The following is a 24,820-nucleotide window of genomic DNA, read 5'->3' as shown; positions in this document are numbered from 1 at the left end:
AACTGGAACGGGCGGGTTGCCCCGACTGACCGGAGATGTTGCGATGGATGCTGCGCCGCCGACGGAGGCCCGAGGGAAACGAGGACTGCAGTGAAACGTGACGCGAACGATGCCCGGCCCGCTGACGAAGAACTGGAGCTCGTGGACCGCTGGTGGCGGGCCGCCAACTACCTGTCCGTCGGGCAGATCTACCTTCGGGCCAACCCGCTGCTGCGGGAGCCCCTGACCCCCGGCAACACCAAATCCCGGCTGCTGGGCCACTGGGGCACCACCCCTGGGCTGAACTTCGTCTACGCCCACCTGAACCGGGTCATCCGCCGGGACAGCCAGAGCATGCTGTTCATTGCCGGCCCCGGGCACGGCGGTCCCGCCGTCGTAGCGAACGCCTGGCTCGAAGGCACCTACACCGAGATCTACAGCAACGTCGGCGACGACGAACAGGGCATGGCTGAGCTGTTCCGGCAGTTCTCCTACCCCGGCGGCATTCCCAGCCACGCCGCCCCGGAAACCCCTGGCTCCATCAGCGAGGGCGGAGAGCTCGGTTATTCCCTGGCGCACGCCTACGGCTCCGTCTTCGACAATCCGGACTTGATCACCGCCGTCGTCATCGGCGACGGCGAGGCGGAAACCGGGCCGCTGGCGGCGAGCTGGCATTCCCACAACTTCCTGGACCCGGTGCATGACGGCGCGGTGCTGCCCATCCTGCACCTGAACGGCTTCAAGATCGCCAACTCCACCATCCTGGCACGTATGCCCGAAGCCCAGCTGGAGCAGCTGCTCCGCGGCTACGGGCACGAGCCGCACTTTGTGACCGTGGCCGATCCGGACGACACGGCGGCCGCGCACCGGGACTTCGCAGCGGTACTGGACGACTGCCTTACCGAGATCCGGGACATCCAGTCGGCCCGCCGGGGCGATGCCGCCGGACCGGGCGAGGGAGGAACCACCCCGGGAGACGGGTCAGCCGGCGGCGACGCCCCCGCGGCGCGCTGGCCCGTGATCGTGCTGCGCTCGCCTAAGGGCTGGACCGGGCCCAAGGTAGTGGACGGGCTGCAGGTGGAAGGGACGTGGCGGAGCCATCAGGTGCCGCTATCCGAGGTGCGCACCAACGCGGAGCACCTGGAGCAGCTGGGGGAGTGGCTCGAATCGTACCGGCCCGGCGAACTTTTCGACGGCGCCGGGCGCCTCCGCCCGGACGTCGCGGCGAATGCCCCCGCGGGCGACCTCCGGATGAGCGCCACCCCGTATGCGAACGGCGGCGTCCTGCTGCGGGACCTCAAGCTGCCGGAGTACGGGGACCACGCCGTCCCTGTCGCGCAGCCGGGGGTGGAGCGGGTCAGCGCCATGATCACGCTGGGGTCGTGGCTCCGGGACGTGATCAGCCTCAACCCCGAGACGTTCCGGCTGTTCGGCCCGGACGAGACGGCCTCCAACCGGCTGCAGGACGTCTACGCGGTTACCGACAAGGTGTGGCAGTACCGGATCGAGGAAGTCGATGAGCACCTTGCCCGCGCCGGACGGGTCATGGAAGTCCTCAGCGAGCACCTCTGCCAGGGCTGGCTGGAGGGGTACCTGCTGACCGGACGGCACGGTGTCTTCAGCTGCTACGAGGCCTTCATCCACATTGTCGACTCGATGTTCAACCAGCACGCCAAGTGGCTCAAGGTGCACCGTAACCTGGCCTGGCGCCGCCCGGTCGCGTCGCTCAACTACGTGCTGTCCTCGCATGTCTGGCAGCAGGACCACAACGGCTTCTCGCACCAGGATCCCGGCTTCATCGACCACGCCGTGAACAAGAAGGCCGAGGTCATCCGGGTGTACCTGCCGCCTGACGCGAACACCCTGCTCTCCGTCATGGAGCACTGCCTCGAGTCACGGGACTACGTCAACATCGTGGTCAGCGGCAAGCAGCCCTCGCCGACCTGGCTGGGCCCCGCCGAGGCCGCACACCACTGCCAGCGCGGCCTGGGAATCTGGAAGTTCGCCGGGTCCGAGGTCCCCGGCGAGGAGCCCGACGTCGTGCTGGCCTGTGCCGGCGACGTGCCCACCGTGGAGACGGTCGCCGCCGCGGAACTGCTCAAGGCCGGGGTTCCCGGGCTGAAGATCCGGGTGGTCAACGTGGTGGACCTGATGCGGCTCCAGGACGCCAGCGAGCACCCGCACGGCCTGACGTCCCGCGATTTCGACGGGATTTTCACGGCGGACAAGCCCGTCATCTTCGCCTACCACGGCTATCCGTCACTGATCCACCGGCTGGCGTACCGGCGGACGAACCAGGAGGGGCTGCACGTCCGCGGCTACCAGGAGGAAGGCACCACCACGACGGCGTTCGACATGGCCATGCTCAACGGGATCGACCGCTTCCAGCTCGCCATCGACGCGATCGACCGGGTGCCGGGCCTGGCGGAGAAGCACTCGCTGCTGCGGCAGGCGCTACAGGACAACCGCATCCGGGCGCACAACCACACCCGGGACCACGGCGAGGACTCGAAGGAAATCAGCGGCTGGACCCTCGGCCTGGGGTAGCCCGGCAGCCGGACCGCTACGGGATTCCGGCCAGCACGCCCAGCCCGCCGGCGGGCAGGTGGATCCAGCCCTCGGTCCGGGCTGCCCGGGCATGCCCGGCATCCGGGGGGATGGTCGCGCCGAGGGCCACTGCCCGCGCGGTGAGGGAGGCGATGAGCGCGTCGAACATGTCGTCGGAGCCGGCCAGCCGGTCCTCGAATCCGGCCAGGTCCAGCCAGGGTGCCGCCTGCTGCAGCCCGTCCAGGATCCCGGCCAGCCGCTGGGTTTCCGCGAAGCCGCCGCCCTTGTAGCCGCGGGCCAACAGGCCCCAGGACTTCAGCGACGCCGCCGGATAGACCTCGGCCAGCCGGCCGCTGCCGTCCCTGGCCTGAGGTCCGTGTTCCACGGCGATTTTGGCCTGGATGACGGCGCAGCGCATCGCGGGGTGGGCCAGCCGGTCGGCGGAGACGCTGAGCGGGATCAGCCCGGTCCGGGCGGTGATGAAGCGGTCGGTGTCCCGGTAGGCCAGCAGCCGGCGGCCTTCGATGCCGTCATGGTCCAGCACGGGATGCGGCTCGGACGCCAGATGCCCGGCCAAGAAGGGCAGGAAAGCATCCGGCCAGCCCACAGGGCAGTCGATCCCGGTCATGTCGGCGGAGCCGAAGAGCCGCACAATCTCCGCGTCGCCGACGTCGAGGGCCAGGTGCGCCAGGCGGGCACCCCCGTCGCCCCATTCGACGACGGCGGCGGCGGTTTTCCGGGCGGCCGCGGCGAGGTCGACGCCGAGGGTCAACACCCGCGGGCCCGGGGGCGCAGGGACGCGGGCGTGGAATCGACCGTCATCCGGCTCAGACCTCGTGGTACCGCAGGGCGCCGGGCAGTCCGCCGCGGCTGTCCAGGCCGTCCCCGGCGGCAAAGCGGGCCCACACGGCGCGAAGTGCCCGGCCCTGGGCGTTGATTTCCTCCCACGAAGCACCCGCGAGCAGGCCCGCTCCTGCCCAGGTCTGCCTGTTGCCGAACAGCAGCGGCAGGTCAACGGTGTGCGCGGCACCGTAGACGTTTCCCGGCGCCGCCCAGCTCAGCACGTAGCTGTACGCCGTGCCGCCCGCCTGCGCGTGCCGGCGGGCGAACTTCCGTGCGCCCCTGCCGTAGACCGCCTCGGTCACGGCCCAGTTGATGGCTTTGACCACAGCGGTTCCGAGGAACGGGACCCTGGCCAGGCGGCTGACAGCCCGGTTGCGCGGCAGGAACAGCCGGGCCTCATCGGAGGTGTGGCCGATCAGGACCTCGATCCCGGGGGCCGTGGCATTCCAGGCGTCCTCAATGCCGGATTCCGGCGGCAGGGGAGCGTGCCCGTACTGGGTGCCGAACGGCATGGCCGCGATCAGCCCGAATTTCCGGGCCACCTGCGACACGTGCCCTTCGATCTCGACGACGTCCATCGCCGGGGTGTCTTCGGTGACGGTTTCGGCCGCGATGCCCATGGCGGTGCTCATCTTTTCCCGGCCCCGGGTGATGCCCAGCGGTGCGCTCTGGATGATGGCGCGCTGGAAGAGGGCGGGGGCCTCCGGCGTCGCCATGAGGTGGGCGACGGCGTCGCCTCCGGCGGACTGCCCGAAGGCAGTCACGCGTCCCGGATCGCCGCCGAAGGCGCTGATATTGCGCTGGACCCAGCGGAACGCCTCGAGCTGGTCCAGCAGGCCGAGGTTCGCGGGGCGGCCCGTGCCGGTCGCCAGGTAACCGAAGAGGCCCAGACGGTATGTCACGGATGCAACGATGACCCGGTTTTCCGCGACGAGGGCCTTGGGGTCGAAGATGGCAAGGTCGCCGGAGCCGGAGGTGTAGGACCCGCCGTGGAGCCAAACCATCACCGGGACCCGCTCGTCCGCGGCAAGGCCGGCCGGCATGGTGATCGAGAGCCGCTGGCAGTCCTCGCTGCCGGGAAGCTCGCCGTAGCGGGTGCCGAGGATGTCATCCAGGAACGGGACCGGACCCTGCGGGCACGCCGGGGAAAGGGACGTGGCCGCGAGGACCCCGGCCCAGTCGGGTGCAGCCACCGGGGGCTGGAACCGTCCCGCAGCGGCGTAGGGGATCCCGGTGGCGCGGACCACGTCGCCGTCCCGCCATCCGGTGACCGGACCGCAGGGGGGACTAAAGGAAGGCTCGGCGTTCATGAGCCAACGATTTCACACATTCCTGACCCGCCACTGACAACCGCCAACCCACTGACCTGAGCCGCCGCCGTCGGGCCCTAAACAGCAACGCGGGGTCACTTCCGGCCCATCCCGAGGGGATTTATGGGCGGCAAGTGACCCCGCGTTGGAGTTGAGGAACGTTAGTGCGTGTGCGGAACGAAGCGCTTGATGGATGCCTCGAGCTCGGCCTCGGCGGCGGCGCGGTCGCCCCAGCCCTCGGCCTTGACCCACTTGCCCGGCTCCAGGTCCTTGTAGCGGGTGAAGAAGTGCTCGATTTCCTTGATCAGGAACTCGCTGACGTCGCTGATCTCGTTGATGTGATCGAAGCGGGCGTCGGCCGGCACGCAGAGCACCTTCGCGTCTCCGCCGCCGTCGTCGGTCATGTTGAACACGCCGATGGGGCGGGATTCAACGATCACGCCGGGGTGCAGGTCGAAGTCCTGCAGCAGCACCAGGGCGTCCAGCGGATCGCCGTCTTCACCGAGGGTGTTCTCGAAGAAACCGTAGTGCGTGGGGTACTGCATGGAGGTGAACAGGACGCGGTCCAGGCGGACGCGGCCCGTTTCGTGGTCGACTTCGTACTTGACGCGTGATCCCTTGGGGATCTCGATGGTCACGTCATGCTTCATGGACTGCTCCTTGACGAATTCAGGGGGTTCGCGGCACCCGTGACATCTCCAAAAAGCAGTGCCGGTGCCGCCGACTACTATTGAGGATATAGCGAGAGGCCCTGGTTTCAGGAACTAGTGGGGACATTTCAGGACTAAAGGACCAGCAGCAGCATGAAACGCAGAACGATCCGCGCAGGCATGGCCCCGATCTCCGGGCCGGTGCGGCGGAGCCTCCCGCTGCTGTTCCAGACCCTGCTGGTGGTGGCCGTCGCCCTCCCCGCGGGCATGGCCGCCGCACCGGCCTTCCTCGGCCCCCAAACCCCCGCAAACCCGGCACAGCCCGCCCCGGCCTGGCACCAGGCGCCCGGCACACTGGCCGCCGGCGGCGGCACAACGGACGGGATCGAACCGCTCACTGCCGCGGCCCCCGTCCCGGAGCCCGGCTCCCTCGCCGCACAACTCAGCGAAACGCTAAAGGTCGACGGCGCCGGAAGCTTCACGGGAGTGGTGCAGGACGCCGCCACGGGAGAGGTCCTCTTCGACCGTTCCGGCGACCAGGTCCGCGTTCCCGCCTCCAACATGAAGCTCCTCACGGCCGCCGCCGCGCTGCGGACGCTCGGCCCGGAACGCCGCTTCAGCACCAGGGCAGTGGCGGGCGCCGCTCCCGGATCCGTGGTGCTGACCGGCGGCGGCGATGTACTTCTCGGCGCGGGCGAATCAGTCCCGGGTGTGGTGCTGGGCCGGGCCGGGCTCGCCAGCCTGGCGCAGGCGACAGTCCGCGCCCTGCAGGACGACGGCGTCACCGTGCCCCTGACGGTGATGCTGGACGACTCCCTCTTCACCGGCCCCGCGCTGAACCCGGCCTGGAGCCCGGAGGACGTCGCCGCCGGTGAGGTGGCCCCGTTGTTCCCCCTGGCACTGAACTCGGCCCGCTTCGACCCGGTCAAGACCACCGGTCCGCGCCCGCAGGACGCCGCCATGAGCGCCGCCGAGGCGTTCTCCGCCCAGCTCGCGACGGCCGCCGCCGCCGCGGGGCTGACGGTGGCACCCGGCGTCGTGCGGGTTCCCGCCGGAACGGCACCAGACGGCGGAACGGGCGGCGGCGCTGGTTCGGACACCGGTGCCGCCAGGGTCCTGGCCGAGGTCCATTCCGCCACCGTGGGCGAGCAGGTGGACTTGCTCCTGCGCACCTCGGACAACTACCTCACCGAGGTGGTCGGCCGGATGGCTGCGCTCGCGGCCGGGAAGCCCGGCAGCAACGAGGGCGCGGTCGCGGCGGTGCTGGAGCAACTCGAACAACTGCAGATCCCCGCCGGCACGCTGCGCGCCGCCGACGTCTCCGGACTGGCGCTGGCCAACCAGGTCTCCGCCCGGCAGCTCTCCGAAGTGGTCCGGGCCATCACCTCGGGTGCGGACACGCGGCTGCGCGCCGGGCTGGCCGGGTTCCCGGTCGCCGGGCTCACCGGAACCCTGGGGGACCGCTACATGGATGCCACCACGGCCCGCGGCGCTGGACTGGTCCGGGCCAAGACCGGCACCCTGAACACGGTGATCGCGCTGAGCGGTTATGTGGTGGACGCCGACGGCCGGCTTCTGGTGTTCTCCTTCATCGGCAACGGACTGACCCCCGGGGCGGCGAACAAGACCGCGCTGGACCGTACCGCCGCCGTCCTGGCCGGTTGCGGCTGCCGCTGAGGGCACCGCGGTCGCCGTCGAACCGCCGACTGCTCCGCAACTGCCCTTTTGGGCCCCCAAAACGGCGGTTTGGGCCCACGCCGGCAGGGTTCCCTGGCCGAGCTTGCGAGGCGAGGGGGCAGGTGGGGAGCAGCGGATGGGCAGGACGACGGCGATGAGCCCGCCGGCGTTCGCCTCCCGACGAATTTAAGGCGCATTGTCAGGCCCTTGTGATCTGATGGGACCTATGGAGTCCTCTGCCCGCGAGACATCAGCCCAAGCCCAAGCCCTCATCAACTGGGAGCTCGCCGCTTCCACCGCCGCCCGTCTCACGCCTGCCGGGCCTACCCTGAGCTCGGCTGAGATCGGCGCCGCCGTCGAGAATCTGCGGCTTATGGCGGACATTTCCGTGCCGCACGTCCATGACATCACCGGACTGGAAGCCGCCCGAGACCTGCGTGATTCCTCGGTCCTCGTCGTGGACCGGGCCTCCTGGTCCAAAGCCAACACCCAGAGCTTCGCCGTCATGCTTCAGCCCGCGATGGAGAAGATGCTCGAGGGCCGCCGGGGCACGCTGAACCCCGGCGCGGCCAGCGTCAGCGGCGCCATCACGGGCAGCCAGCTCGGCGCCATCCTCGCCTTTCTCTCGAGCAAGGTCCTGGGCCAGTACGATCCCTTCTCCGCGCTCGCCGAGAACTCCACGGCCCCTGCCGCCGGACGCCTGCTCCTCGTGGCGCCGAACATCATTTCCGTCGAACGTGAAATCAACGTCGAACCCGAAGACTTCCGGCTCTGGGTCTGCCTCCACGAACAGACCCACCGCGTGCAGTTCGCCGCCGCGCCCTGGCTGCGGCACCACATGCTGGACGAGATCGAGAACCTCAGCGGCCAGCTGCTCGGGAACGTCGATTCCCTGATGGAGCGGGCCTCCGCCGCGGCGAAATCGCTCAAGGACCGCACCGCGTCCGGAACCGCCCCGAGCCGTGGCGCCATCCTCGACCTGCTGCAGAACCCCGAGGAAAAGGCCGCGATCTCACGCCTGACCGCCCTGATGAGCCTGCTCGAAGGCCACGCCAACGTGGTGATGGACGCGGTCGACTCCAGCATTGTGCCGTCCGTGAAGACCATCCGGCAGCGCTTCAACTCCCGGGCCACGGAGCGCGGCGTGATCGAAAAGTTCATCCGCAACCTGCTGGGCCTGGACGCCAAGATGCGGCAGTACAGCGACGGCGCGAAGTTTGTCCGCGAAGTAGTGGACGTGGCCGGCATGGAGGGTTTCAACAAGGTCTGGGAGTCCGCGGACCACCTGCCGAGCGAGGCCGAAATCCACGATTCCAGGCTCTGGCTCGAGCGGATGGGGCACTAGTTCCCGTGACTTCCAGTCCCGTATCCGGCGGACAGGCTTCCGGGGGCCAGGTTTCGAGTGGAAGGCGCAGGCCCGGCCGGCTCGCGCCCGTCGTCGGCACCGCGCGGAAAATGCTGCAGGACGCGCTCGCCGCTGCGGGCTACCCGGAACGGGTCCTGGTCGCCTGCAGCGGCGGGCCCGACTCGCTGGCCCTCGTCGCCGTCGCCGCCTACTTCGCCCGCCGCGGGCACGTGGACGGCCACCCCGTCTCCGTGGGTGCCGTCGTCGTGGACCACCAGCTGCAGCCCGGTTCCGCCGACGTCGCCGCCGCCACCGCGGCGGTGCTGAGGGAACTTGGGCTCTCGTCCGTGCAGATCAGGACCGTCGACGTCGCCTCCACCGGCATGGGACCTGAGGCGGCGGCCCGAGACGCCCGCCACGCCGCCCTCGAAGCCGCCGCCGACGACGCCGGCGCCGGGGCAATCCTGCTCGGCCACACCCTTGACGACCAGGCCGAACAGGTCCTGCTGGGACTCGCCCGCGGCTCCGGCACGCGCTCCCTGGCGGGGATGCGGCCCGCGCGGGACCGCCTGCTGCGGCCTTTCCTGGGGCTGCGGCGCGCGGACACGCTGGCGATCTGCGACGTTGAGGGCCTCGACCCCTGGCACGATCCGAGTAACGCCGATCCCTCATTTGCGAGGTCCCGGACCCGTGTAGAGGTCCTGCCGCTGCTGGAGGAGAAGCTGGGCCCGGGGGTTGCCGAATCGCTGGCGCGGACTGCCGCCATCCTGCAGCTTGACGCCGACTACCTCGAAGACGTGGCGGAAGACACCTATCTCCGGCTCCGGGAACAGTCCGGGGCCACCATCAGCCTCCCGGAGGAAGCCGTGCGCGAACTCGCGCCGGCCGTGAGGTTCCGTGTCATCGCGAAAGCAGCGGCCGCCGTCGGAGGCCAGCAGCCCAGCTACCAGCGCCTGCTGGCCGCGGAAGCACTCCTCCGCCGGCAGGGATCGGCCGGTCCCGTGGAGCTCCCCGGCGGGGTCAGCGTCTACCGGCTCTCGCTCGCGCAGCTCCTCGCCGAGGGGCAGCCCGGCCCCGGCAGCGTTCCCGTTCCCCGCGAAGCGGCCCGCTGTGGGAAGCTTGTATTCCGGCCTCAAAAACCGCCCAAAATATAGTCGCCCCCGCATCTACACAGGAGTTATTGGTGGATTCAAACGACGTCCAGGCAGATCTCAAGCACGTTCTGTACTCCAAGGAGCAGATCCAGTCACGGATCACCGAACTCGCTGCCCAGATCGACAAGGACTACGAAGGCCGCGATCTGCTGATCGTCGGCGTGCTCAAGGGCGCCGTGATGGTCATGGCTGACCTCGCCCGCGCGCTTCACAGCCACGTTTCAATGGACTGGATGGCCGTCTCGTCCTACGGTTCCGGCACCCAGTCCTCCGGCGTGGTCCGGATCCTCAAGGACCTCGACACGGACCTCATGGGCAAGGATGTGCTGATCGTCGAAGACATCATCGACTCCGGCCTGACCTTGTCCTGGCTCAAGACCAACCTGGAATCACGCGGCACGGCGTCGGTGGAAATCTGCACCGCATTCCGCAAGCCCACGGCCGCAAAGGTCCAGATCGACGTCAAGTACGTCGGCTACGACATCCCCAACGAGTTCGTAGTGGGCTACGGCCTGGACTACGCCGAGAAGTACCGCAACCTGGACTTCGTCGGCACCCTGGCGCCGCACGTCTACGAGTAAATCGTTCACGCAGAGGCACCCCCCGCCCGGGACCGGGCGGCGGGGAGGCCCGGCTCCGCTACGCCCTCAGGGAACTTTTGGACTACACCGTGCGTGACTTACAGCGACGGTGTATAGCTAGAAGCTGACGCAGCACCACACGCGCGCAGATCGGTCGCCGTGCAGCACTACCAGGAGGGACGGGGCCTGCCCCGATCAGATGAAAGCTAAGAGTTTCTTCAAGGGCCCGGGCATCTGGATTGTCGTTGTCATCGGCATGCTCCTGCTGGCTTTTGCCACCCTGTCCCCGGGCGGCTCCGCCCGAATCGACACCGACAAGGGTCTCGCGCTGCTGACCGATGGCGGCAAGGTCGAACAGGCCAAGATCTTCGATGCGGAAAACCGCGTGGACCTGGTCCTGAAGGAAAACCTGCAGGTTGACGGCCAGGACAAGGGCAAGAACATCCAGTTCTACTATGTCAACGCCCGCGCCGACGATGTGGTCAAGGCTGTCACCGACTCCCGGCCCCCGAGCGGTTACACCGACCAGCCGATCGAGAACAACTGGTTCGCCGGACTGTTCTCCCTCCTGATCCCGGTCCTCCTCCTCGGCGTCCTGTTCTGGTTCCTGCTCTCCCGCATGCAGGGCGGCGGCTCCAAAGTCATGCAGTTCGGCAAGTCCAAAGCCAAGATGGTCAACAAGGACATGCCCCAGGTGACCTTCAGCGACGTCGCCGGAGCCGACGAAGCCGTCGAGGAACTCGAAGAAATCAAGGAATTCCTCCAGGAACCGGCGAAGTTCCAGGCCGTCGGAGCCAAGATCCCCAAGGGCGTGCTGCTCTACGGCCCTCCCGGCACCGGCAAGACCCTCCTGGCCCGCGCAGTCGCCGGCGAAGCCGGCGTCCCCTTCTTCTCGATCTCCGGTTCCGACTTCGTGGAAATGTTCGTCGGCGTCGGCGCCTCCCGCGTCCGCGACCTGTTCGAGCAGGCCAAGGCCAACTCGCCGGCCATCATCTTCGTGGACGAGATCGACGCCGTCGGCCGCCACCGCGGCGCCGGCATCGGCGGCGGCAACGACGAACGCGAGCAGACCCTCAACCAGCTGCTGGTCGAAATGGACGGCTTCGACGTCAAGACGAACGTCATCCTGATCGCCGCCACCAACCGCCCCGACGTCCTCGACCCGGCGCTGCTGCGTCCGGGCCGCTTCGACCGTCAGATTTCCGTCGAAGCCCCCGACCTGATCGGCCGCGACCAGATCCTCAAGGTCCACGCCAAGGGCAAGCCGATGGCTCCCGACGTCGACCTGAAGGCCGTGGCCAAAAAGACCCCCGGCTACACCGGCGCGGACCTCGCCAACGTCCTCAACGAGGCCGCCCTGCTGACCGCCCGCTCCAACGCCAACCTGATCGACGACCGAGCCCTCGACGAGGCGATTGACCGCGTGATGGCCGGCCCGCAGAAGCGCAGCCGCGTCATGAAGGAACACGAACGCAAGGTCACCGCCTACCACGAAGGCGGGCACGCCCTCGTGGCCGCGGCACTGCGGAACTCGGCTCCGGTCACCAAGATCACCATCCTGCCCCGCGGCCGTGCCCTGGGCTACACCATGGTGGTCCCGGAAAACGACAAGTACTCCATCACCCGCAACGAACTGCTCGACCAGATGGCCTACGCCATGGGCGGCCGCGTCGCGGAAGAGCTCGTCTTCCACGACCCGTCCACCGGCGCGTCCAATGACATCGAAAAGGCCACCGGGATCGCCCGCAAGATGGTCACCGAGTTCGGCATGAGCGAGCGTGTGGGTGCGGTGCGGCTTGGCCAGGGCGGAGGCGAGCCCTTCCTGGGCCGCGACGCGGGCCACGAGCGCAACTACTCCGACCAGATCGCCTACATCGTTGACGAGGAAGTACGCCGGCTGATCGAGGGCGCCCACGACGAGGCCTACGCCATCCTGACCGAGAACCGCGACGTCCTCGATGAGCTGGCCCTCGAACTGCTGGAACGCGAAACGCTGAACCAGGCCGAAATCGCCCAGGTCTTCACCCAGATCCGGAAGCGCGATTTCCGCGAGATCTGGCTCTCCAAGGAGACCCGTCCGATCCAGGAAATCGGCCCGGTGGAATCTCGCATGGAGAAGGCCGAACGCGAAGCGCAGGAAGAAGCCAAGGAAGCCCGACTCGAGGAACCGCTGGACGCCCTGCCGCCGCACGCTCAGGGCGTTGCCGGACAGGATTCGTTCCAGGGCGGTGTAACGGATCTCGGGACCGATGGCCATCCCGGCTAGGCTTCTTCAGTGACTTCTTTCTTCAATGACGACGACGACGCTCCCGCCACCGATGATTTGGCGGCGGGAGGGTCCGTTGCCGGCACCGTCGTGGACCAGGCCCGGATCCAGGCGGCAGTCCGCGAGATCCTGCTGGCCATCGGTGAGGACCCGGACCGCAGCGGGCTCCTGGACACCCCGAAGCGGGTCGCCAAGGCCTACACCGAGATGTTCGCCGGGCTCCACCACGATCCGGCGGAAATCCTGGCCACCCAGTTCGACCTGGACCACGAGGAACTCGTCCTGGTCAAGGACATTCCGTTCTACTCCACCTGCGAGCACCACCTCGTGCCGTTCCACGGGGTCGCCCACGTGGGCTACATTCCCTCGCATGACGGGAAAGTCACCGGGCTGAGCAAACTCGCGCGGCTGGTGGACATGTTCGCCCGCCGTCCCCAGGTCCAGGAACGCCTGACCACCCAGATCGTCGAAGCCCTCGTCACCCACCTCAAGCCGCGCGGCGCCATTGTGGTCGTCGAATGCGAACACCTCTGCATGTCGATGCGCGGCATCCGCAAGCCCGGCGCCAAGACCGTCACCAGCGCGGTACGCGGGCAACTCCATGACCCGGCCACCCGTGCCGAAGCCATGAGCCTCATCATCGGAAGGTAAGAACACAGAATTATGGATTCCCTCGCCGCAGCCCCCGGAACCGGACCCGCGACCTCGCCCCTGCCCGTACTGCGCAAGTCGCGCCCGGCAGCGCAATTCAAGGATCTCCCCACGGACCGGACGCTCGTGATGGGGATCCTGAACGTCACCCCGGATTCCTTCAGCGACGGCGGCAAGCACGCCACCGCGGACACGGCCATCGCGGCCGGCCTGCGGATGTTCTACGCAGGAGCGGACATCATCGACGTCGGCGGTGAATCCACCCGCCCGGGAGCAGCCGAGGTCGGCGCCGAGGAAGAGCAGCAGCGGGTCGTGCCCGTGATTCAGGCGCTGGTCAAGGCCGGTGCCCTGGTCAGCATCGACACGACGCACGCCGCCACCGCCGCGGCGGCCCTCGATGCCGGGGCCGCGATCATCAACGACGTTTCCGGACTGAGCATGGAGCCGGAGATGGCCGAGCTCGTGGCCCACAGCAAGGCCCCGTACATCCTCACCCACCGCCGGGGCAATGCCGTCACGATGGACTCCCTGGCTGAATACGGGAACGTCGCGGACGAAGTGGCCGCCGAACTGGCCGGAGTCCGCGACAAGCTGTACGCGGCCGGCGTCGCCCCCGAACAGATCATCCTGGATCCGGGCCTGGGCTTCTCGAAGAACGAGGAGCAGAACTGGGAACTCCTCCAGCGGCTGGACGTCCTGCAGGCCATGGGCCACAAGGTCCTGGTGGCGGCCTCCCGCAAGCGCTTCCTCGGCAGCCTCCTGACCGTGGCGGGCAAGGCCGCCCCACCGGCCGAACGCGACGCCGCCACGGCCGCCGTGACCGCCATCAGCGCCTTCCGGGGCGCCTGGGCAGTCCGCGTGCACGACGTCGGTCCCAGCCTCGACGCCGTCAAAACCGCCGCCCGCATGACTCCGGCCCTGCCGGCTGCCGCCGGCCACGGCTGAACCGACAGACCACCCATGGACCAGATCACGCTGAGCGGCGTCACCGCCGTCGGCCATCACGGAGTGTTTGATTTCGAACGGCGCAACGGCCAGCCGTTCGTCGTCGACGCCGTACTGCACCTGGACTTCAGCCGCGCCGCCGCCTCCGACGACGTGCTCGACACCGCGCACTACGGTGAAGTGGCAGAGTGCATCCGGGGCTGGATCACGGGGGAACCGCTGAACCTGATCGAGGCGCTGGCCGTGCGGATCGCCGAGGACGTGCTCCGGAAGTTCCCCGTCGCCGCGGTGGACATCACGGTGCACAAGCCCAAGGCTCCGATCGAAGTCGAGTTCGGCGACGTCTCCGTCAGCGTCCGGCGGACCCGGCAGGAGCAGCCATGAAATACACCCGGGCCGTCCTGGCGCTCGGCAGCAACCTGGGGGAGCGCAGCGACACTCTTTCGGCGGCGGTCGCGGACATCGTCGATCCGCCCGAGGTGCGGCTCCTCGCGATTTCGCCGATCGTCCAGACGAAAGCCGTCGGCGGGCCGTCCGGCCAGCCGGACTTCCTCAACATGGTGATCGCGGTGGAGACCACCCTGACGCCCCTTGAGTTGCTGCAGCACTGCCACGCCGTGGAACAAAAGCACCTCCGCGTCCGCGAAGTGCACTGGGGCCCGCGCACCCTCGACGTCGACATCATCACGTACGGGGAGCTGGTCAGCTCCGACCCGGACCTGACGCTGCCCCACCCGCGGGCGGCGCAGCGGGCGTTCGTGCTGTACCCGTGGTCGCTCATTGACCCGGCGGCCGAGCTGGACGGCGAACGCGTGGGCGAGCTGGCCGCCAGGGCCGCGGACTTCGCCGACCTCGTGCCCTTCGACGGCTTCGAAAACCTCCACGGCGTGGCCGGGGCGGTGGAGTGATGAAGCTGACCAACCCCCTGACCCTGCTTGTGATCGGTTCTGCCGTGGGGGTCCTCGGCTGGCTCGCCGCCGTGCTGACCACCCGCTACGGCCTGAACACCCCCGTGCTGCCGCTCAACGCGCTCATCACGATGGGTGTGATCGTTGCGCTCACGCTCGTGCTGGGCATCAGGGTCCGCCGCTGGCGTAACGGCAACAAGAAGAAAATGCTCAACCCCATCCTGGCCGCCTGGACCCTGGTCCTCGCCCAGGCCTGCGCCTACACCGGCAGCGTGCTGCTGGGCTGGCATGCCGGGATCTTCGTTGACCAGCTGCGGCTCTGGAACCTGCGCAGCGACCAGACCCTCGCCTGGCAGGCCCTGGTCATGGCCGGCGGCGGCCTGATGATGATCGTGGTTGGCCTGATGGTGGAACGGTTCTGCCGGATACCCCCCGAGGACGGCGAGGGCGAGTCGGCTCCGGGCCGCCAGGAACAGCGCAAGCCCAAGTCGGAAGGCGAATATGCATACCGAGGCGATTGATCCTCCGGGCATCACGTGGCAGCGCGTCTCACCAAAGTACGTCACGGTACGGGTCGCCAGCTGGGCCCTGGCCAACCTCATCGTCGTCGGGTTGCTGTGCCTTCCCCTGATCCTCGTCCTCAACGGCTGGTGGAAGTCGTTCCCGCTCTGGCTGGCCATTGCCATCCCGGCGGTGATGCTGGTCCTGGCCCTCTGGCGGCTGCTGCTCATTCCCCGCCAGGTGCGGGCCATCGGCTACGCCGAGCGCGAGGATGACCTGCTCATCCGCCGCGGCATCTTCTTCCAGCGCACGCTCGTGGTCCCCTACGGCCGCATGCAGTACGTGGACATCGGCGCCGGGCCGGTGGAACGCGGGCTGGGGCTGTGCACGCTGAAACTGCACACCGCCTCCGCCGGCACCAGCGCGGAAATCCCGGGCCTGCCCGCCGCGGAAGGCGCGCGGCTCCGCGAGCAGCTCTCCGCCCGCGGTGAAGCCCGGCTGGCCGGGCTGTGACGGGTTCGCCGTGCAGGCCACGCAGTGCAGGCACAGCAGTGAAGGAACAGCAGTGAAGGCCGGCGCAGGGAAGGGGTCCCGGTGAAGCCGGGCGCTGCCCCGGAGGCCGCCGCCGCCGGGACCGAGGCGGGAACCACGGACGGTGCGTGGCTGCGTGTGCACCCCGCCTCACCCTTTGTGCGCGGCTGGGTGGCGCTGGCCGCCATCGGATTCTTCTTCTTCCGGGATACTTTCGAGCGGCTGCTCCGGGGCGGGCCCTTGATCGATCAGCAGCTCGCCGGCCGGGCGCCATGGCTGCTGTTGGGCGGCGGCGTGCTGTTGCTGCTCACCGTCCTCGGTTACATCCTGAGCTGGTACTTCACCCGCTACCAGGTCGCGGAAGGCTATGTCCGGCTGAACACCGGCTTCCTCTTCAAACAGCAGCGGCAGGCCAGGCTGGACCGCGTCCAGGCGATCGACATCGTGCAGCCCCTGCTCGCCAGGATCTTCGGGCTGGCCGAGCTGAAGTTCGAGGTGGCCGACGCCGGGGAATCCGCGGTGCGGCTCGCCTATCTCCGCATGGACGAGGCACGGCAGCTCCGCGCCGCGATCCTGGCCCGCGCCGCCGGCGTGGTGCCGGACCCCGCGCACCCCGGCGAGGCCGCCGCGGAGGCGCCCGAACACGCCGTCCTGACCGTCCCGCCGCGGCGCCTCATCGGGTCACTGGTGCTGAGCGAGCAAAGTGTGTTCATCGTCGTCGGCGGCGTGGTTTCCGTGGTGCTTTCCGCCCTGACCGAGAACCGCAGCTTCTACCTCTTCCTGATCCCGGCCCTGCTGGGCATGGCGGCCGCGTACTGGAACGCCATCAACCGCGGCTACAACTTCACCGCAGCCATTTCGCCGGACGGAATCCGGCTGCGCTACGGGCTGCTCGACACGCAGGCGCAGACCCTGCCGCCGGGCCGAATCCAGGCGCTGCGGGTCAGCCAGCCGCCGCTCTGGCGGATCTTCGGCTGGTACCGGATCCAGGTCAATGTGGCCGGCTACGGTGCGGCGGGAAGCGACGGCGAAAGCTCGTCCCGGACCACGCTCCTGCCGGTGGGGACATTCCCCGACGTCCTCACCATGCTCTCCCTCGTCCTGCCCGATCCAGGCACCCCGGACCCGGTGGCGGTTTTCAGGGCCGGCATTACCGGCCTTGCCGGCCCGGACGGGGTTCCGGCGGGTGCACCGCGAGCGGACGACGCCGGTTTCGTCACTACCCCGCGCCGGGCCCGGCTGCTGGCACCCCTGGGCTGGCGCCGCAACGGCTTCACCGCCACCGACACGGCCCTGCTGATCCGCTCGGGCCGCTGGTGGAGCCACCTCGTGGTGGTCCCGCACCAGCGCACCCAATCCATGTCGCTGGAGCAGGGCCCCCTGGCGCGGCGCTTCCGCGTCGCGGACCTGGTCCTGCACACCACGGCCGGGCCCGTGTCCCCGCGCCTCATCCAGGCCGGCCTCGACGAGGGGCGTGCCCTGCTGGACGCGCAGGCGGCCCGCGCCCGGGCCGCGCGCAAGCGGCAGACCAGCGAGCACTGGCTGGACCAGGTCCGGGCACTCGCGTCCGAACCCCTCAATACCGCAGCACCCTCCCACACCGCAGAACCCGACAGGCAGGACGACCGTCAGCATGGCTAAACCAGGACGACTCGGCATCGGAATCGTCGGCGCCGGCAAGGTCGGCGCCGTGTTGGGGGCTGCGCTGCGCGGCGCGGAGCACGCCGTCATCGGTGTCTCGGCGGTCTCGGACGCCAGCCGCGAACGCGCGGAAACCCTGCTACCCGGCGTCCCGGTGCTGGACGTGCAGGACATCGTCGAACGGGCCGAACTGGTGCTGCTGGCCGTCCCCGACGATGCGCTCGGCCCGCTCGTCGAGGGCCTGGCCAAGCTCGGCGCCTGGCAGCCCGGCCAGCTGGTGGCCCACACGTCCGGCCGCTTCGGCGTCGGAATCCTGCATCCGGTCCGCGCCGCCGGGGCCATCCCGCTGGCGCTGCACCCCGCGATGACCTTCACCGGGATGAGCCTGGACCTGACCCGGCTGCTGGACTGCACCTTCGGCGTCACGGCGGACGCTGCCATGCTGCCCATCGCGCAGGCCCTCGTGGTGGAAATGGGAGCGGAGCCCGTCGCCATCGCGGAGGCCGACCGGACGCTCTACCACGCGGCCCTCGCCCACGGCTCAAACCACCTGGTCACCCTCGTGGCGCAGGCCTCACAGCTGCTCCGGGAGGTCGGCGTCGAAGCCCCCGAACGCATGCTTGGCCCGCTGCTGCGCGCGACCCTGGAGAACGCCCTGGCCTCAGGCGAATCAGCCCTGACCGGGCCGGTGGCCCGCGGCGATGCGGGCACCGTGGCCGCGCACGCCGAAACCCTGCGGGAGCACGACGGCGGGGCCGGCGGCGATATTCTGGAGGCGTACCTGGCCATGGCCCGGGCGACAGCCCGCCGGGCAGGACGCCGCGGACTGCTGAAGCCGGAGCAAATCGACGCCATCGCGGAGGCGCTCGAGGGCCCCGGCGACAACGGCCGGCAACCCTAAGGAAGGTCCAAAACTTTGGCGATCCAACTCGTGACCACGGCTGCCCGGCTCCGTGCCGAAAGCGCCCGCCTGCTCAAGGAGAAAGGTGGCACCTCGCAGGGCCTGGTGCCCACCATGGGCGCCCTGCACGAAGGCCACGCCGAGCTGGCGCGCACCGCCGTCGAGCAGAACGACGTGGTGGTGGTCAGTATCTTCGTGAACCCGCTGCAGTTCGGCGAGGCCGTTGATCTGGACCGGTACCCGCGGACCCTGGACGCGGATCTGGCACTCCTTGATGCCGTGGGCGTGGACCTGGTGTTCGCTCCGGATGTCGACGAGGTCTATCCCGGCGGGGAACCCCTGGTCCGGATCAGCGGGGGTCCGATGGCCGGCAAGTGGGAGGGCGCCTCCCGCCCCGGGCACTTCGACGGCGCCCTGACCGTGGTGGCCAAGCTGCTGCATTACGGAATGCCCGGCGCGGCGGCGGGCGCCGAAGTGCCGGCCTACCGGGCGTACTTCGGCCAGAAAGACGCCCAGCAGCTGGCCCTGGTCCAGCGCATGGTTGCCGACCTGAACTTCCCCGTCGAGATCATCCCGGTGCCGATTGTGCGGTCGGCGGACGGGCTGGCGCTGTCCAGCCGCAACCGTTTCCTCTCCGCCGAGGAACGCGAGGCGGCCCTGGTGCTCTCACGGGCCCTGCGCCTGATCGAGGAACGGGCCAACGCCCACCAGCCGCTGGACCTGGAGTCCGTGCAGGCGCTCGTGGAGTCCCAGCCGCTCGTGGAACTGGACTATCTCGACGTGGTGGACCCCGCCACCCTCGAACCGCTCGCCGAGAACTGCCGGGACACGCCGTTCCGCGGACAGGGCCTGGCCCTCATCGCGGCCAAGGTGGGCCCGGTCCGCCTGATCGACAACGTCCCGCTGGACTCCTGAGCCAACCCCCCACCTCCACTGCAACGCGGGGTCAGACGCGGCCCATGCCGAGGCTTTCCATGGACCGCAGCTGACCCCGCGTTGTATTTGGGGCCGCAGGAATTTTTCTCCACCGTCGGGAATTACCGCGGCGGATCCCCGGTTAGCATTTTCAGTAGCGGTCAACGCCGCAGGACCCCACTTCAAAACTCCCTGAGGGAACCCCTATGTCTACAGACGTCTCTTCACAGACTCCCGGCGATCCCGTGCAGACCTCGCCGGCCGCGCCGCCCCAGGTTGCCGGCGGGGGTGCCGCACTCCCAGCGAAGATGTCCCGCGAATCGGTTACCGTCATCGCCACCCTGCTGGTGGCCACCTTTGTGGTGATCCTGAACGAGACCATCATGAACGTCGCCCTGCAGCGGCTGATGGTGGATCTGGGGGTCACGGCACCCACCGTGCAGTGGCTGTCCACCGGCTTTATGCTCACGATGGCGATCGTGATCCCCACGACCGGCTTCATCCTGCAGCGGCTGTCCACCCGCGCCGTCTTTATGCTGGCCATGGGCCTGTTCTCCGGCGGCACGCTGCTCGCGGCGCTGGCCCCGGGATTCGAAATCCTCCTGCTCGCCCGGATCATCCAGGCCGGCGGCACCGCCATCATGCTGCCCCTGCTGATGACCACCATCCTGACCCTGGTCCCGGTGACACGCCGCGGCTTCGTGATGGGCAACGTCAGCATCGCCATCTCCGTGGCCCCGGCAATGGGCCCCACCGTTTCCGGGCTGATCCTTGAGCACTTCTCCTGGCGCTTTATGTTCGTCTTTGTCCTCCCGATCGCCCTGGCCGCCTTCGCCATCGGCGCTCGGTTCCTGACGAACATCGGCGAAAAGGAGAAGACCCGGCTTGACCTCCTGTCCGTGCTGCTGACCGTCCCCGCGTTTGGCGGGCTGGTCTACGGCCTCAGCCAGATCGGCGGAGGCGAGGGCGGCCCGGGCTCGCCCGCCATCATTGCCCTGGCCGTGGGCGTCATCTCCATGGTGGCGTTTGTCCTCCGCCAGCTGCGGCTGCAGAAGACCGCGGCGCCCCTGCTGGACCTGCGCGCCTTCACGTTCAGGATGTTCACGGTGTCCGTGCTGCTGCTTGTGGTGGCCATGATCGCCCTCTTCGGCGCAGTGATCCTCCTGCCGCTGTACCTCCAGGAAGTCCGCGGGCTGTCGTCCCTGGAAACAGGGTTGACCCTGCTCCCCGGAGGCCTCGCAATGGGGCTGCTGGGACCGTTCATCGGACGCCTCTTCGACAAGGTGGGCCCGCTGCCGCTGACCGTCACCGGCTCGTCAATGCTGGTGCTGGCACTGTTCCAGTTCTCCCTGCTCGACGCCGGCACCCCGGTCGGGTGGATCATCGCGCTGCACGTGGGCCTCAGCCTGGGACTGGCCCTGATCTTCACACCGGCCTTTACCACCGGGCTGAACCCGCTGCCGCCGCATCTGTACTCCCACGGCTCCGCCATCATGAGCACCTTGCAGCAAGTGGCCGGGGCCGCCGGAACGGCGCTGCTCGTCTCGATCTTCGCCGTGGTGTCCGCCGGTTCCGGAATGGTCGCGGGCATGCACGCGGCGTTCCTCACGGCATCGGTCATCGCCGTCGCCGCCGTCGTGCTGGCCGCCATGATGCGCAAGACCGCCGCCGTCGAACACCCCGCAGCGGAGCACGCCGCGGCCCACTGACCGGTTAACCCAACGCGGGGTCATTTGTCGCCCATCCGGAGCTCCGGAATGGGCGACAAATGACCCCGCGTTTTTGGTGCGGCCAGGCTTCGCCCTAGCTGGCGAAGAACTCGCTGAGCGCGGTGATGAGCTTGTCCGGTGCCTTGTTGACGCCGTCGTGTCCCATGCCCGGCAGGATCGTGTAGCTGGAGCCGGAGAGCACCTCGTGGATCTGGGCGCAGGCCACACCAAAGTACGCGGGGCTCTTCTCGCCGACAATGATCAGCGTTTCCAGCGGCAGTTCCAGGAACGGCTCGGCCGGCATGTCCGCGGCGATGATCGCCTTGATCTCCCGGACTCCGGTCTTCATGAGCTCGCGCATCTGCTTGCCGAGGGGGGTGCCGGCGGCCAGTTTGTTCGCCAGGGTCAGCATGGACAGGGGCATCCGGGACAAAGCGCTGCCGGTTTCGAGGCCCCTGAGCAGGACGGCGAGGGCGCGGTCGTCGTCGCCGGCCGCCGTCGCCTTCTCGTATTCGGTGGTCCAGTCGGCGGTGACGCTGTGGTTCACGGAGACGGCGGGGTCGTACACGGCGAGGCGTTCCACCGGCAGGGTGCGGGCAGCGTGCAGCGCCACCGCGCCGCCGAAGCTGTGCCCGAAAACGTCCGTACTGGAGGTGTGCTTCATCACCGCATCGAGGTCATGGATGTCCACGTCGAGGGTGTAGTCCTCCGGCTGCGGCGACGAGCTGCCGCGGCCGCGGCGGTTGAAGGTGTGCACCGGGCGGCCCAGGGACGCGCTGAGCTTCTGCGCGAAGCGGGTGTAGTCGGCGGCGGTCACCATTGACGCCGGAACGACGACGACGCCGGAGCCCGCCGAGGCAAGCTCGGCACCCGTGCTGAAAAGCTCGATCGTTCCGCCGTCGGGGGTTCTGATGTTCTCGCGGGTCATGCTCCGAGCCTAGCCGAGGCTGCAGCTACGGCGTAGTAGGGCGCTGGCGGACAGCCGGAAGCGGGGGAGGCGGCATGGTCTGCCCGGAGGATACGCGCCGAGAGCGGGATCAGTTTGCCGTGTTCTGCCAGTTGTCCGCCGCGGCGCCGGAAGGCTTCGTGCCCGCCCGGACGACGTCGACGCCCAGCCCGTGAATCTGCTGCGCGGCAGTCTCGCTCAGCCCTGCATCGCTGACAATGAGGTCAAGCTCCTCCAAGGCAAGGACGCGGTATTTCGCGTAGCGCCCGAACTTGCTGCTGTCCGCCAGCAACACGGTTGTCTCGGCAGAAGCCATGGCGGCACGCTTCGGGTCGATCTTGGCCTCTACCGGCGTCGTTACTCCGTGCTGGATGTCCCAGGAACTGGATGACAGAAAAGCAATATCCAGTGACAGCTCGGCCAGTGTGAGCGCGGCGAGCCGGCCGATCATGGACTTGTTGTCCCGGTCGACCCGGCCACCAACACAGATCAGATCGACCCCGGGCTGGTCCAGGAAGGACGTCGCTGTGACCAAGTCGTTGGAGACGATGGTGAGGTCTTTGCGGTCCTGAAGGTAGGGGCTCATCGCCTGGACCGTGGTGCCGGCATCAAGGTAGACGGTCATGGAGTCGGAGACCAGGTCTGCGGCATGGCGGGCGATCGCCGCCTTGGCCGTCAGATCAGCTGCTTCCTTCACGGAGCGGCGCGGTTCCTGCAGCAGCTTGGTGACGGCCAGGACGCCACCCTGCGTCACCTGGACCTTGCCCTCGTCGGCGAGAGCCGCGACGTCGCGGCGGGCGGTCATGTGGCTGACGCCGAGCAGTTCGGTGAGCTCCCGGTAACTGAGCACTCCGTGGGCACGCAGGTGCTCAAGAATCTGCTGCCTGCGCTGCTCGGGAATCAGGGATGTTGACTTTGCCAATGGTGCCTCCCGGGTCAATCTACCGGAGAATGCGTCCAGGGACTGTCCCACCGGTCAGCGAGCTCCCGGATCTGATCGGGGGTGAGTTCGCGGCGCGGGGAGTTTTCGGTCAGGAGCGCGATCCGGCACGCTTCCTCCAGTTCGGCTGCGCGTTCGACGGCGTCACCCAGGTCCCTGCCGGACACAACGGACCCGTGGTTGGCGAGCAGTGCAGCACGGAAGGGTCCCCGAGCCAGCCGGATGTCGTCCCCGAGGGCGGCGTCACCCGGATGCCGGTACGGCAGCATGGGAGTCTGCCCAACCCGCATAACGAAGTACGGGGTCAGCGGCGGGACGGCATTGCCTTCAGACCAGGGGCTGCGGCAAGACAGGGCGACGGCCTGCGGCGAATGCAGATGGACGATCGCCTGGTGCTCCTCCCCGCGACCGTAGAAACCGACATGCAGGGGAGTCTCTTTCGACGCCCGGGCACCGCCGAGGTGAACACCCGCGAGCGAAATCTCCGCGATGTCCGCCTCGGTCAGGCGGCCCAGGGACGCGCCGGTGCCGGTCACGAGGATTGTGTCCCCGTCCCGGATGCTCAGGTTGCCCGTGGCCCCGGGGCTCAGGCCCATGTCGACGAGGCTGCGTCCTGCTGCGATGAGTTGCTTCCGGACATTCATGCCAAGCGCTCCCAAGCCGAAGTGAAGAGATCGTCCTCGCCGAAGTTGCCACTCTTGAGTGCGAGGGCGACTGTACGTCCGCCGGCTTCCGCTGCGGACCAGCACACCCCGGGGGCCACTTCGGGGCCGATCTGCAGAGACTGGATATCCAGTCCGCGCACAACAGCTCCGCTGGTCTCGCCGCCGGCGACTATCAGGCCCGCGACGGTTCCTTGCCCTATGAGCAGGCTCGCTACTTGTGTCAGCACACGTTCGATGACGGGGGCGGTCTCAACGCCGTCGACGCGGGGGCGGACATCGGCGCGGTCGCGTGCGGCGCACACAACGGGCGTGGAGCCAGGCGGCTGCGCGACGACCCAGGCGGCGAGCCCGGCGGCCGCCGCATCGGGATTAGCGATTGCGGCGTGGACGTCGATCTGGCGTACCGGCTGCGTGCGGGCGGCATGCGCGATCTGGGCCAGCGTGGCGCGGGACACACTGCCGCAGAGGATGGCACCACGTCCACGGGCCGGCGGCGACCAGGCATCCGCGGCCCCTCCGCGTCCGGTGATGCCAAGGGCCAACCCGGAGCCTCCGGACACAAGCAAGTCATCCGCCGTCGCAATACCGATGCTCGCGAGGTCTTCATCGTCAATGGCGTCCACCACAACATAGCGGGACTCTGCGGCGTCAATAGCGGAGCGGAGCGCGGCATGTCCTTTGCGCACAGTCCCGTGCATTACTTCACCGACAGGATGGCGCGTCTGCGGGCGCAACAGGTCGGCGACGCGGGAGCGGGTCATGGGAGTGAGCGGGTGGTGACGCATGGACGAGTTTTCGAGAAGCCCGCCATCCACGAAGAGGTGGCCGTTGTAGACGGTGCGACGGTTGGCCGGGAGCGAGGGCACCACAACGCAGGTCCGCACACCGAGTTCCTCCGTGATTGCGTCGAGAACCGGCCCGATATTTCCTTCGGCCGTGGAATCAAAAGTCGAGCAGTACTTCACGTAGAAGCGGTTCGCGCCCCAGGCGCGGAGGCGGCGGAGCGCACTAAGTGAAGCGGCCACTGCGGCGTCCTTCGATCCGGACCGGCTCTTCAACGCGACGACGACGGCGTCCAGCTTGGCCAGTTGTTCCGGGCCGGGGGTGCCGTCCTCGATGACGACGGCCACTCGATGACCAGAGCGCCGGAGCATAGTGGCTACGTCCGTGGCGCCGGTGAAGTCATCAGCGATGATTCCAAGCACTTTGATTCCT

At 68.6% G+C, this 24,820-nt stretch carries 23 protein-coding genes; 16 read left to right on the top strand and 7 right to left on the bottom strand.

The features are described 5' to 3' along the window. The first annotated feature begins 90 nt into the window (after nt 1–90). Complete coding sequence (locus tag AC1DC5_RS04360; protein WP_476864327.1) at nt 91–2,526, top strand: phosphoketolase family protein; 2,436 nt, start codon at nt 91–93, stop codon at nt 2,524–2,526. Nucleotides 2,527–2,542: 16 nt separating this feature from the next. Here the strand turns inward: AC1DC5_RS04360 and AC1DC5_RS04355 are convergent, their stop codons facing one another. The 3 genes from AC1DC5_RS04355 to AC1DC5_RS04345 form a co-directional block, all read right to left on the bottom strand. Then, nucleotides 2,543–3,301, bottom strand: a complete 759-nt coding sequence (locus tag AC1DC5_RS04355) for a DUF429 domain-containing protein (protein ID WP_476864326.1) — start codon at nt 3,299–3,301, stop codon at nt 2,543–2,545. Between the two features lie 52 nt (nt 3,302–3,353). Next, nucleotides 3,354–4,679, bottom strand: a complete 1,326-nt coding sequence (locus AC1DC5_RS04350) for a carboxylesterase family protein (protein ID WP_476864325.1) — start codon at nt 4,677–4,679, stop codon at nt 3,354–3,356. Between the two features lie 161 nt (nt 4,680–4,840). Next, the gene (locus tag AC1DC5_RS04345; RefSeq protein ID WP_441406094.1) at nt 4,841–5,329 is read right to left on the bottom strand and encodes an inorganic diphosphatase; all 489 of its coding nucleotides are present in this window, start codon (nt 5,327–5,329) and stop codon (nt 4,841–4,843) included. 153 nt (nt 5,330–5,482) lie between these two features. Here AC1DC5_RS04345 and dacB point away from each other — a divergent pair, with 153 nt between their 5' ends. The 15 genes from dacB to AC1DC5_RS04270 all read left to right on the top strand — a co-directional run bounded on the left by dacB (nt 5,483) and on the right by AC1DC5_RS04270 (nt 21,054). Further along, nucleotides 5,483–7,006: a D-alanyl-D-alanine carboxypeptidase/D-alanyl-D-alanine endopeptidase gene (gene dacB / locus AC1DC5_RS04340; RefSeq protein WP_476864324.1), complete on the top strand. Its 1,524-nt coding sequence runs from the start codon at nt 5,483–5,485 to the stop codon at nt 7,004–7,006. 226 nt (nt 7,007–7,232) lie between these two features. Beyond that, a complete protein-coding gene (locus AC1DC5_RS04335; protein WP_476864323.1) occupies nt 7,233–8,351 on the top strand; it encodes a zinc-dependent metalloprotease in 1,119 nt (372 codons plus the stop codon). Nucleotides 8,352–8,461: 110 nt separating this feature from the next. Next, nucleotides 8,462–9,505: a tRNA lysidine(34) synthetase TilS gene (tilS, locus tag AC1DC5_RS04330; protein WP_476864474.1), complete on the top strand. Its 1,044-nt coding sequence runs from the start codon at nt 8,462–8,464 to the stop codon at nt 9,503–9,505. A gap of 29 nt (nt 9,506–9,534) precedes the next feature. After that, nucleotides 9,535–10,086, top strand: coding sequence for a hypoxanthine phosphoribosyltransferase (hpt, locus tag AC1DC5_RS04325; RefSeq protein ID WP_069950289.1), 552 nt, complete (start codon nt 9,535–9,537; stop codon nt 10,084–10,086). 199 nt (nt 10,087–10,285) lie between these two features. Beyond that, complete coding sequence (ftsH, locus tag AC1DC5_RS04320) at nt 10,286–12,352, top strand: ATP-dependent zinc metalloprotease FtsH (RefSeq protein WP_476864322.1); 2,067 nt, start codon at nt 10,286–10,288, stop codon at nt 12,350–12,352. Between the two features lie 9 nt (nt 12,353–12,361). Next, complete coding sequence (gene folE / locus AC1DC5_RS04315; protein WP_476864321.1) at nt 12,362–13,003, top strand: GTP cyclohydrolase I FolE; 642 nt, start codon at nt 12,362–12,364, stop codon at nt 13,001–13,003. Nucleotides 13,004–13,015: 12 nt separating this feature from the next. Further along, nucleotides 13,016–13,948, top strand: coding sequence for a dihydropteroate synthase (gene folP, locus AC1DC5_RS04310; RefSeq protein ID WP_476864320.1), 933 nt, complete (start codon nt 13,016–13,018; stop codon nt 13,946–13,948). Nucleotides 13,949–13,963: 15 nt separating this feature from the next. After that, complete coding sequence (gene folB / locus AC1DC5_RS04305) at nt 13,964–14,332, top strand: dihydroneopterin aldolase (RefSeq protein ID WP_441406088.1); 369 nt, start codon at nt 13,964–13,966, stop codon at nt 14,330–14,332. Beyond that, on the top strand, nt 14,329–14,856 hold the full coding sequence (folK, locus tag AC1DC5_RS04300) for a 2-amino-4-hydroxy-6-hydroxymethyldihydropteridine diphosphokinase (protein WP_476864319.1): 528 nt from the start codon (nt 14,329–14,331) through the stop codon (nt 14,854–14,856). The genes folB and folK overlap by 4 nt, the downstream gene beginning before the upstream one ends. Further along, nucleotides 14,856–15,377: a DUF3180 domain-containing protein gene (locus AC1DC5_RS04295; RefSeq protein ID WP_476864318.1), complete on the top strand. Its 522-nt coding sequence runs from the start codon at nt 14,856–14,858 to the stop codon at nt 15,375–15,377. Before folK ends, AC1DC5_RS04295 begins: the two co-directional genes overlap by 1 nt. Then, nucleotides 15,358–15,870 (top strand): PH domain-containing protein, encoded by a 513-nt coding sequence (locus AC1DC5_RS04290; RefSeq protein WP_476864317.1) that lies wholly within the window; start codon nt 15,358–15,360, stop codon nt 15,868–15,870. The genes AC1DC5_RS04295 and AC1DC5_RS04290 overlap by 20 nt, the downstream gene beginning before the upstream one ends. An 81-nt stretch (nt 15,871–15,951) precedes the next feature. Next, nucleotides 15,952–17,529 (top strand): PH domain-containing protein, encoded by a 1,578-nt coding sequence (locus AC1DC5_RS04285; RefSeq protein WP_476864316.1) that lies wholly within the window; start codon nt 15,952–15,954, stop codon nt 17,527–17,529. Then, nucleotides 17,522–18,430: a Rossmann-like and DUF2520 domain-containing protein gene (locus tag AC1DC5_RS04280; RefSeq protein ID WP_476864315.1), complete on the top strand. Its 909-nt coding sequence runs from the start codon at nt 17,522–17,524 to the stop codon at nt 18,428–18,430. Before AC1DC5_RS04285 ends, AC1DC5_RS04280 begins: the two co-directional genes overlap by 8 nt. Before the next feature lie 15 nt (nt 18,431–18,445). Next, nucleotides 18,446–19,345: a pantoate--beta-alanine ligase gene (panC, locus tag AC1DC5_RS04275; RefSeq protein WP_476864314.1), complete on the top strand. Its 900-nt coding sequence runs from the start codon at nt 18,446–18,448 to the stop codon at nt 19,343–19,345. A 206-nt stretch (nt 19,346–19,551) separates the two neighbouring features. Next, a complete protein-coding gene (locus AC1DC5_RS04270) occupies nt 19,552–21,054 on the top strand; it encodes a DHA2 family efflux MFS transporter permease subunit (RefSeq protein WP_476864313.1) in 1,503 nt (500 codons plus the stop codon). A gap of 94 nt (nt 21,055–21,148) precedes the next feature. Here AC1DC5_RS04270 and AC1DC5_RS04265 read toward each other — a convergent pair whose 3' ends face one another. The 4 genes from AC1DC5_RS04265 to otnK form a co-directional block, all read right to left on the bottom strand. Further along, nucleotides 21,149–21,982 (bottom strand): alpha/beta fold hydrolase, encoded by an 834-nt coding sequence (locus AC1DC5_RS04265; RefSeq protein ID WP_476864312.1) that lies wholly within the window; start codon nt 21,980–21,982, stop codon nt 21,149–21,151. Between the two features lie 109 nt (nt 21,983–22,091). Then, nucleotides 22,092–22,922: a DeoR/GlpR family DNA-binding transcription regulator gene (locus AC1DC5_RS04260; protein ID WP_476864311.1), complete on the bottom strand. Its 831-nt coding sequence runs from the start codon at nt 22,920–22,922 to the stop codon at nt 22,092–22,094. Between the two features lie 14 nt (nt 22,923–22,936). Continuing rightward, a complete protein-coding gene (locus AC1DC5_RS04255; RefSeq protein WP_476864310.1) occupies nt 22,937–23,584 on the bottom strand; it encodes a class II aldolase/adducin family protein in 648 nt (215 codons plus the stop codon). After that, entirely contained in the window at nt 23,581–24,810 is a 1,230-nt protein-coding gene (otnK, locus tag AC1DC5_RS04250; protein ID WP_476864309.1) for a 3-oxo-tetronate kinase, read from the bottom strand. The genes AC1DC5_RS04255 and otnK overlap by 4 nt, the downstream gene beginning before the upstream one ends. Between the last annotated feature and the right edge of the window lie 10 nt (nt 24,811–24,820).

Source organism: Arthrobacter sp. 10L424, from assembly GCF_056395325.1.
This window is presented reverse-complemented; position numbering and strand designations above follow the sequence as displayed.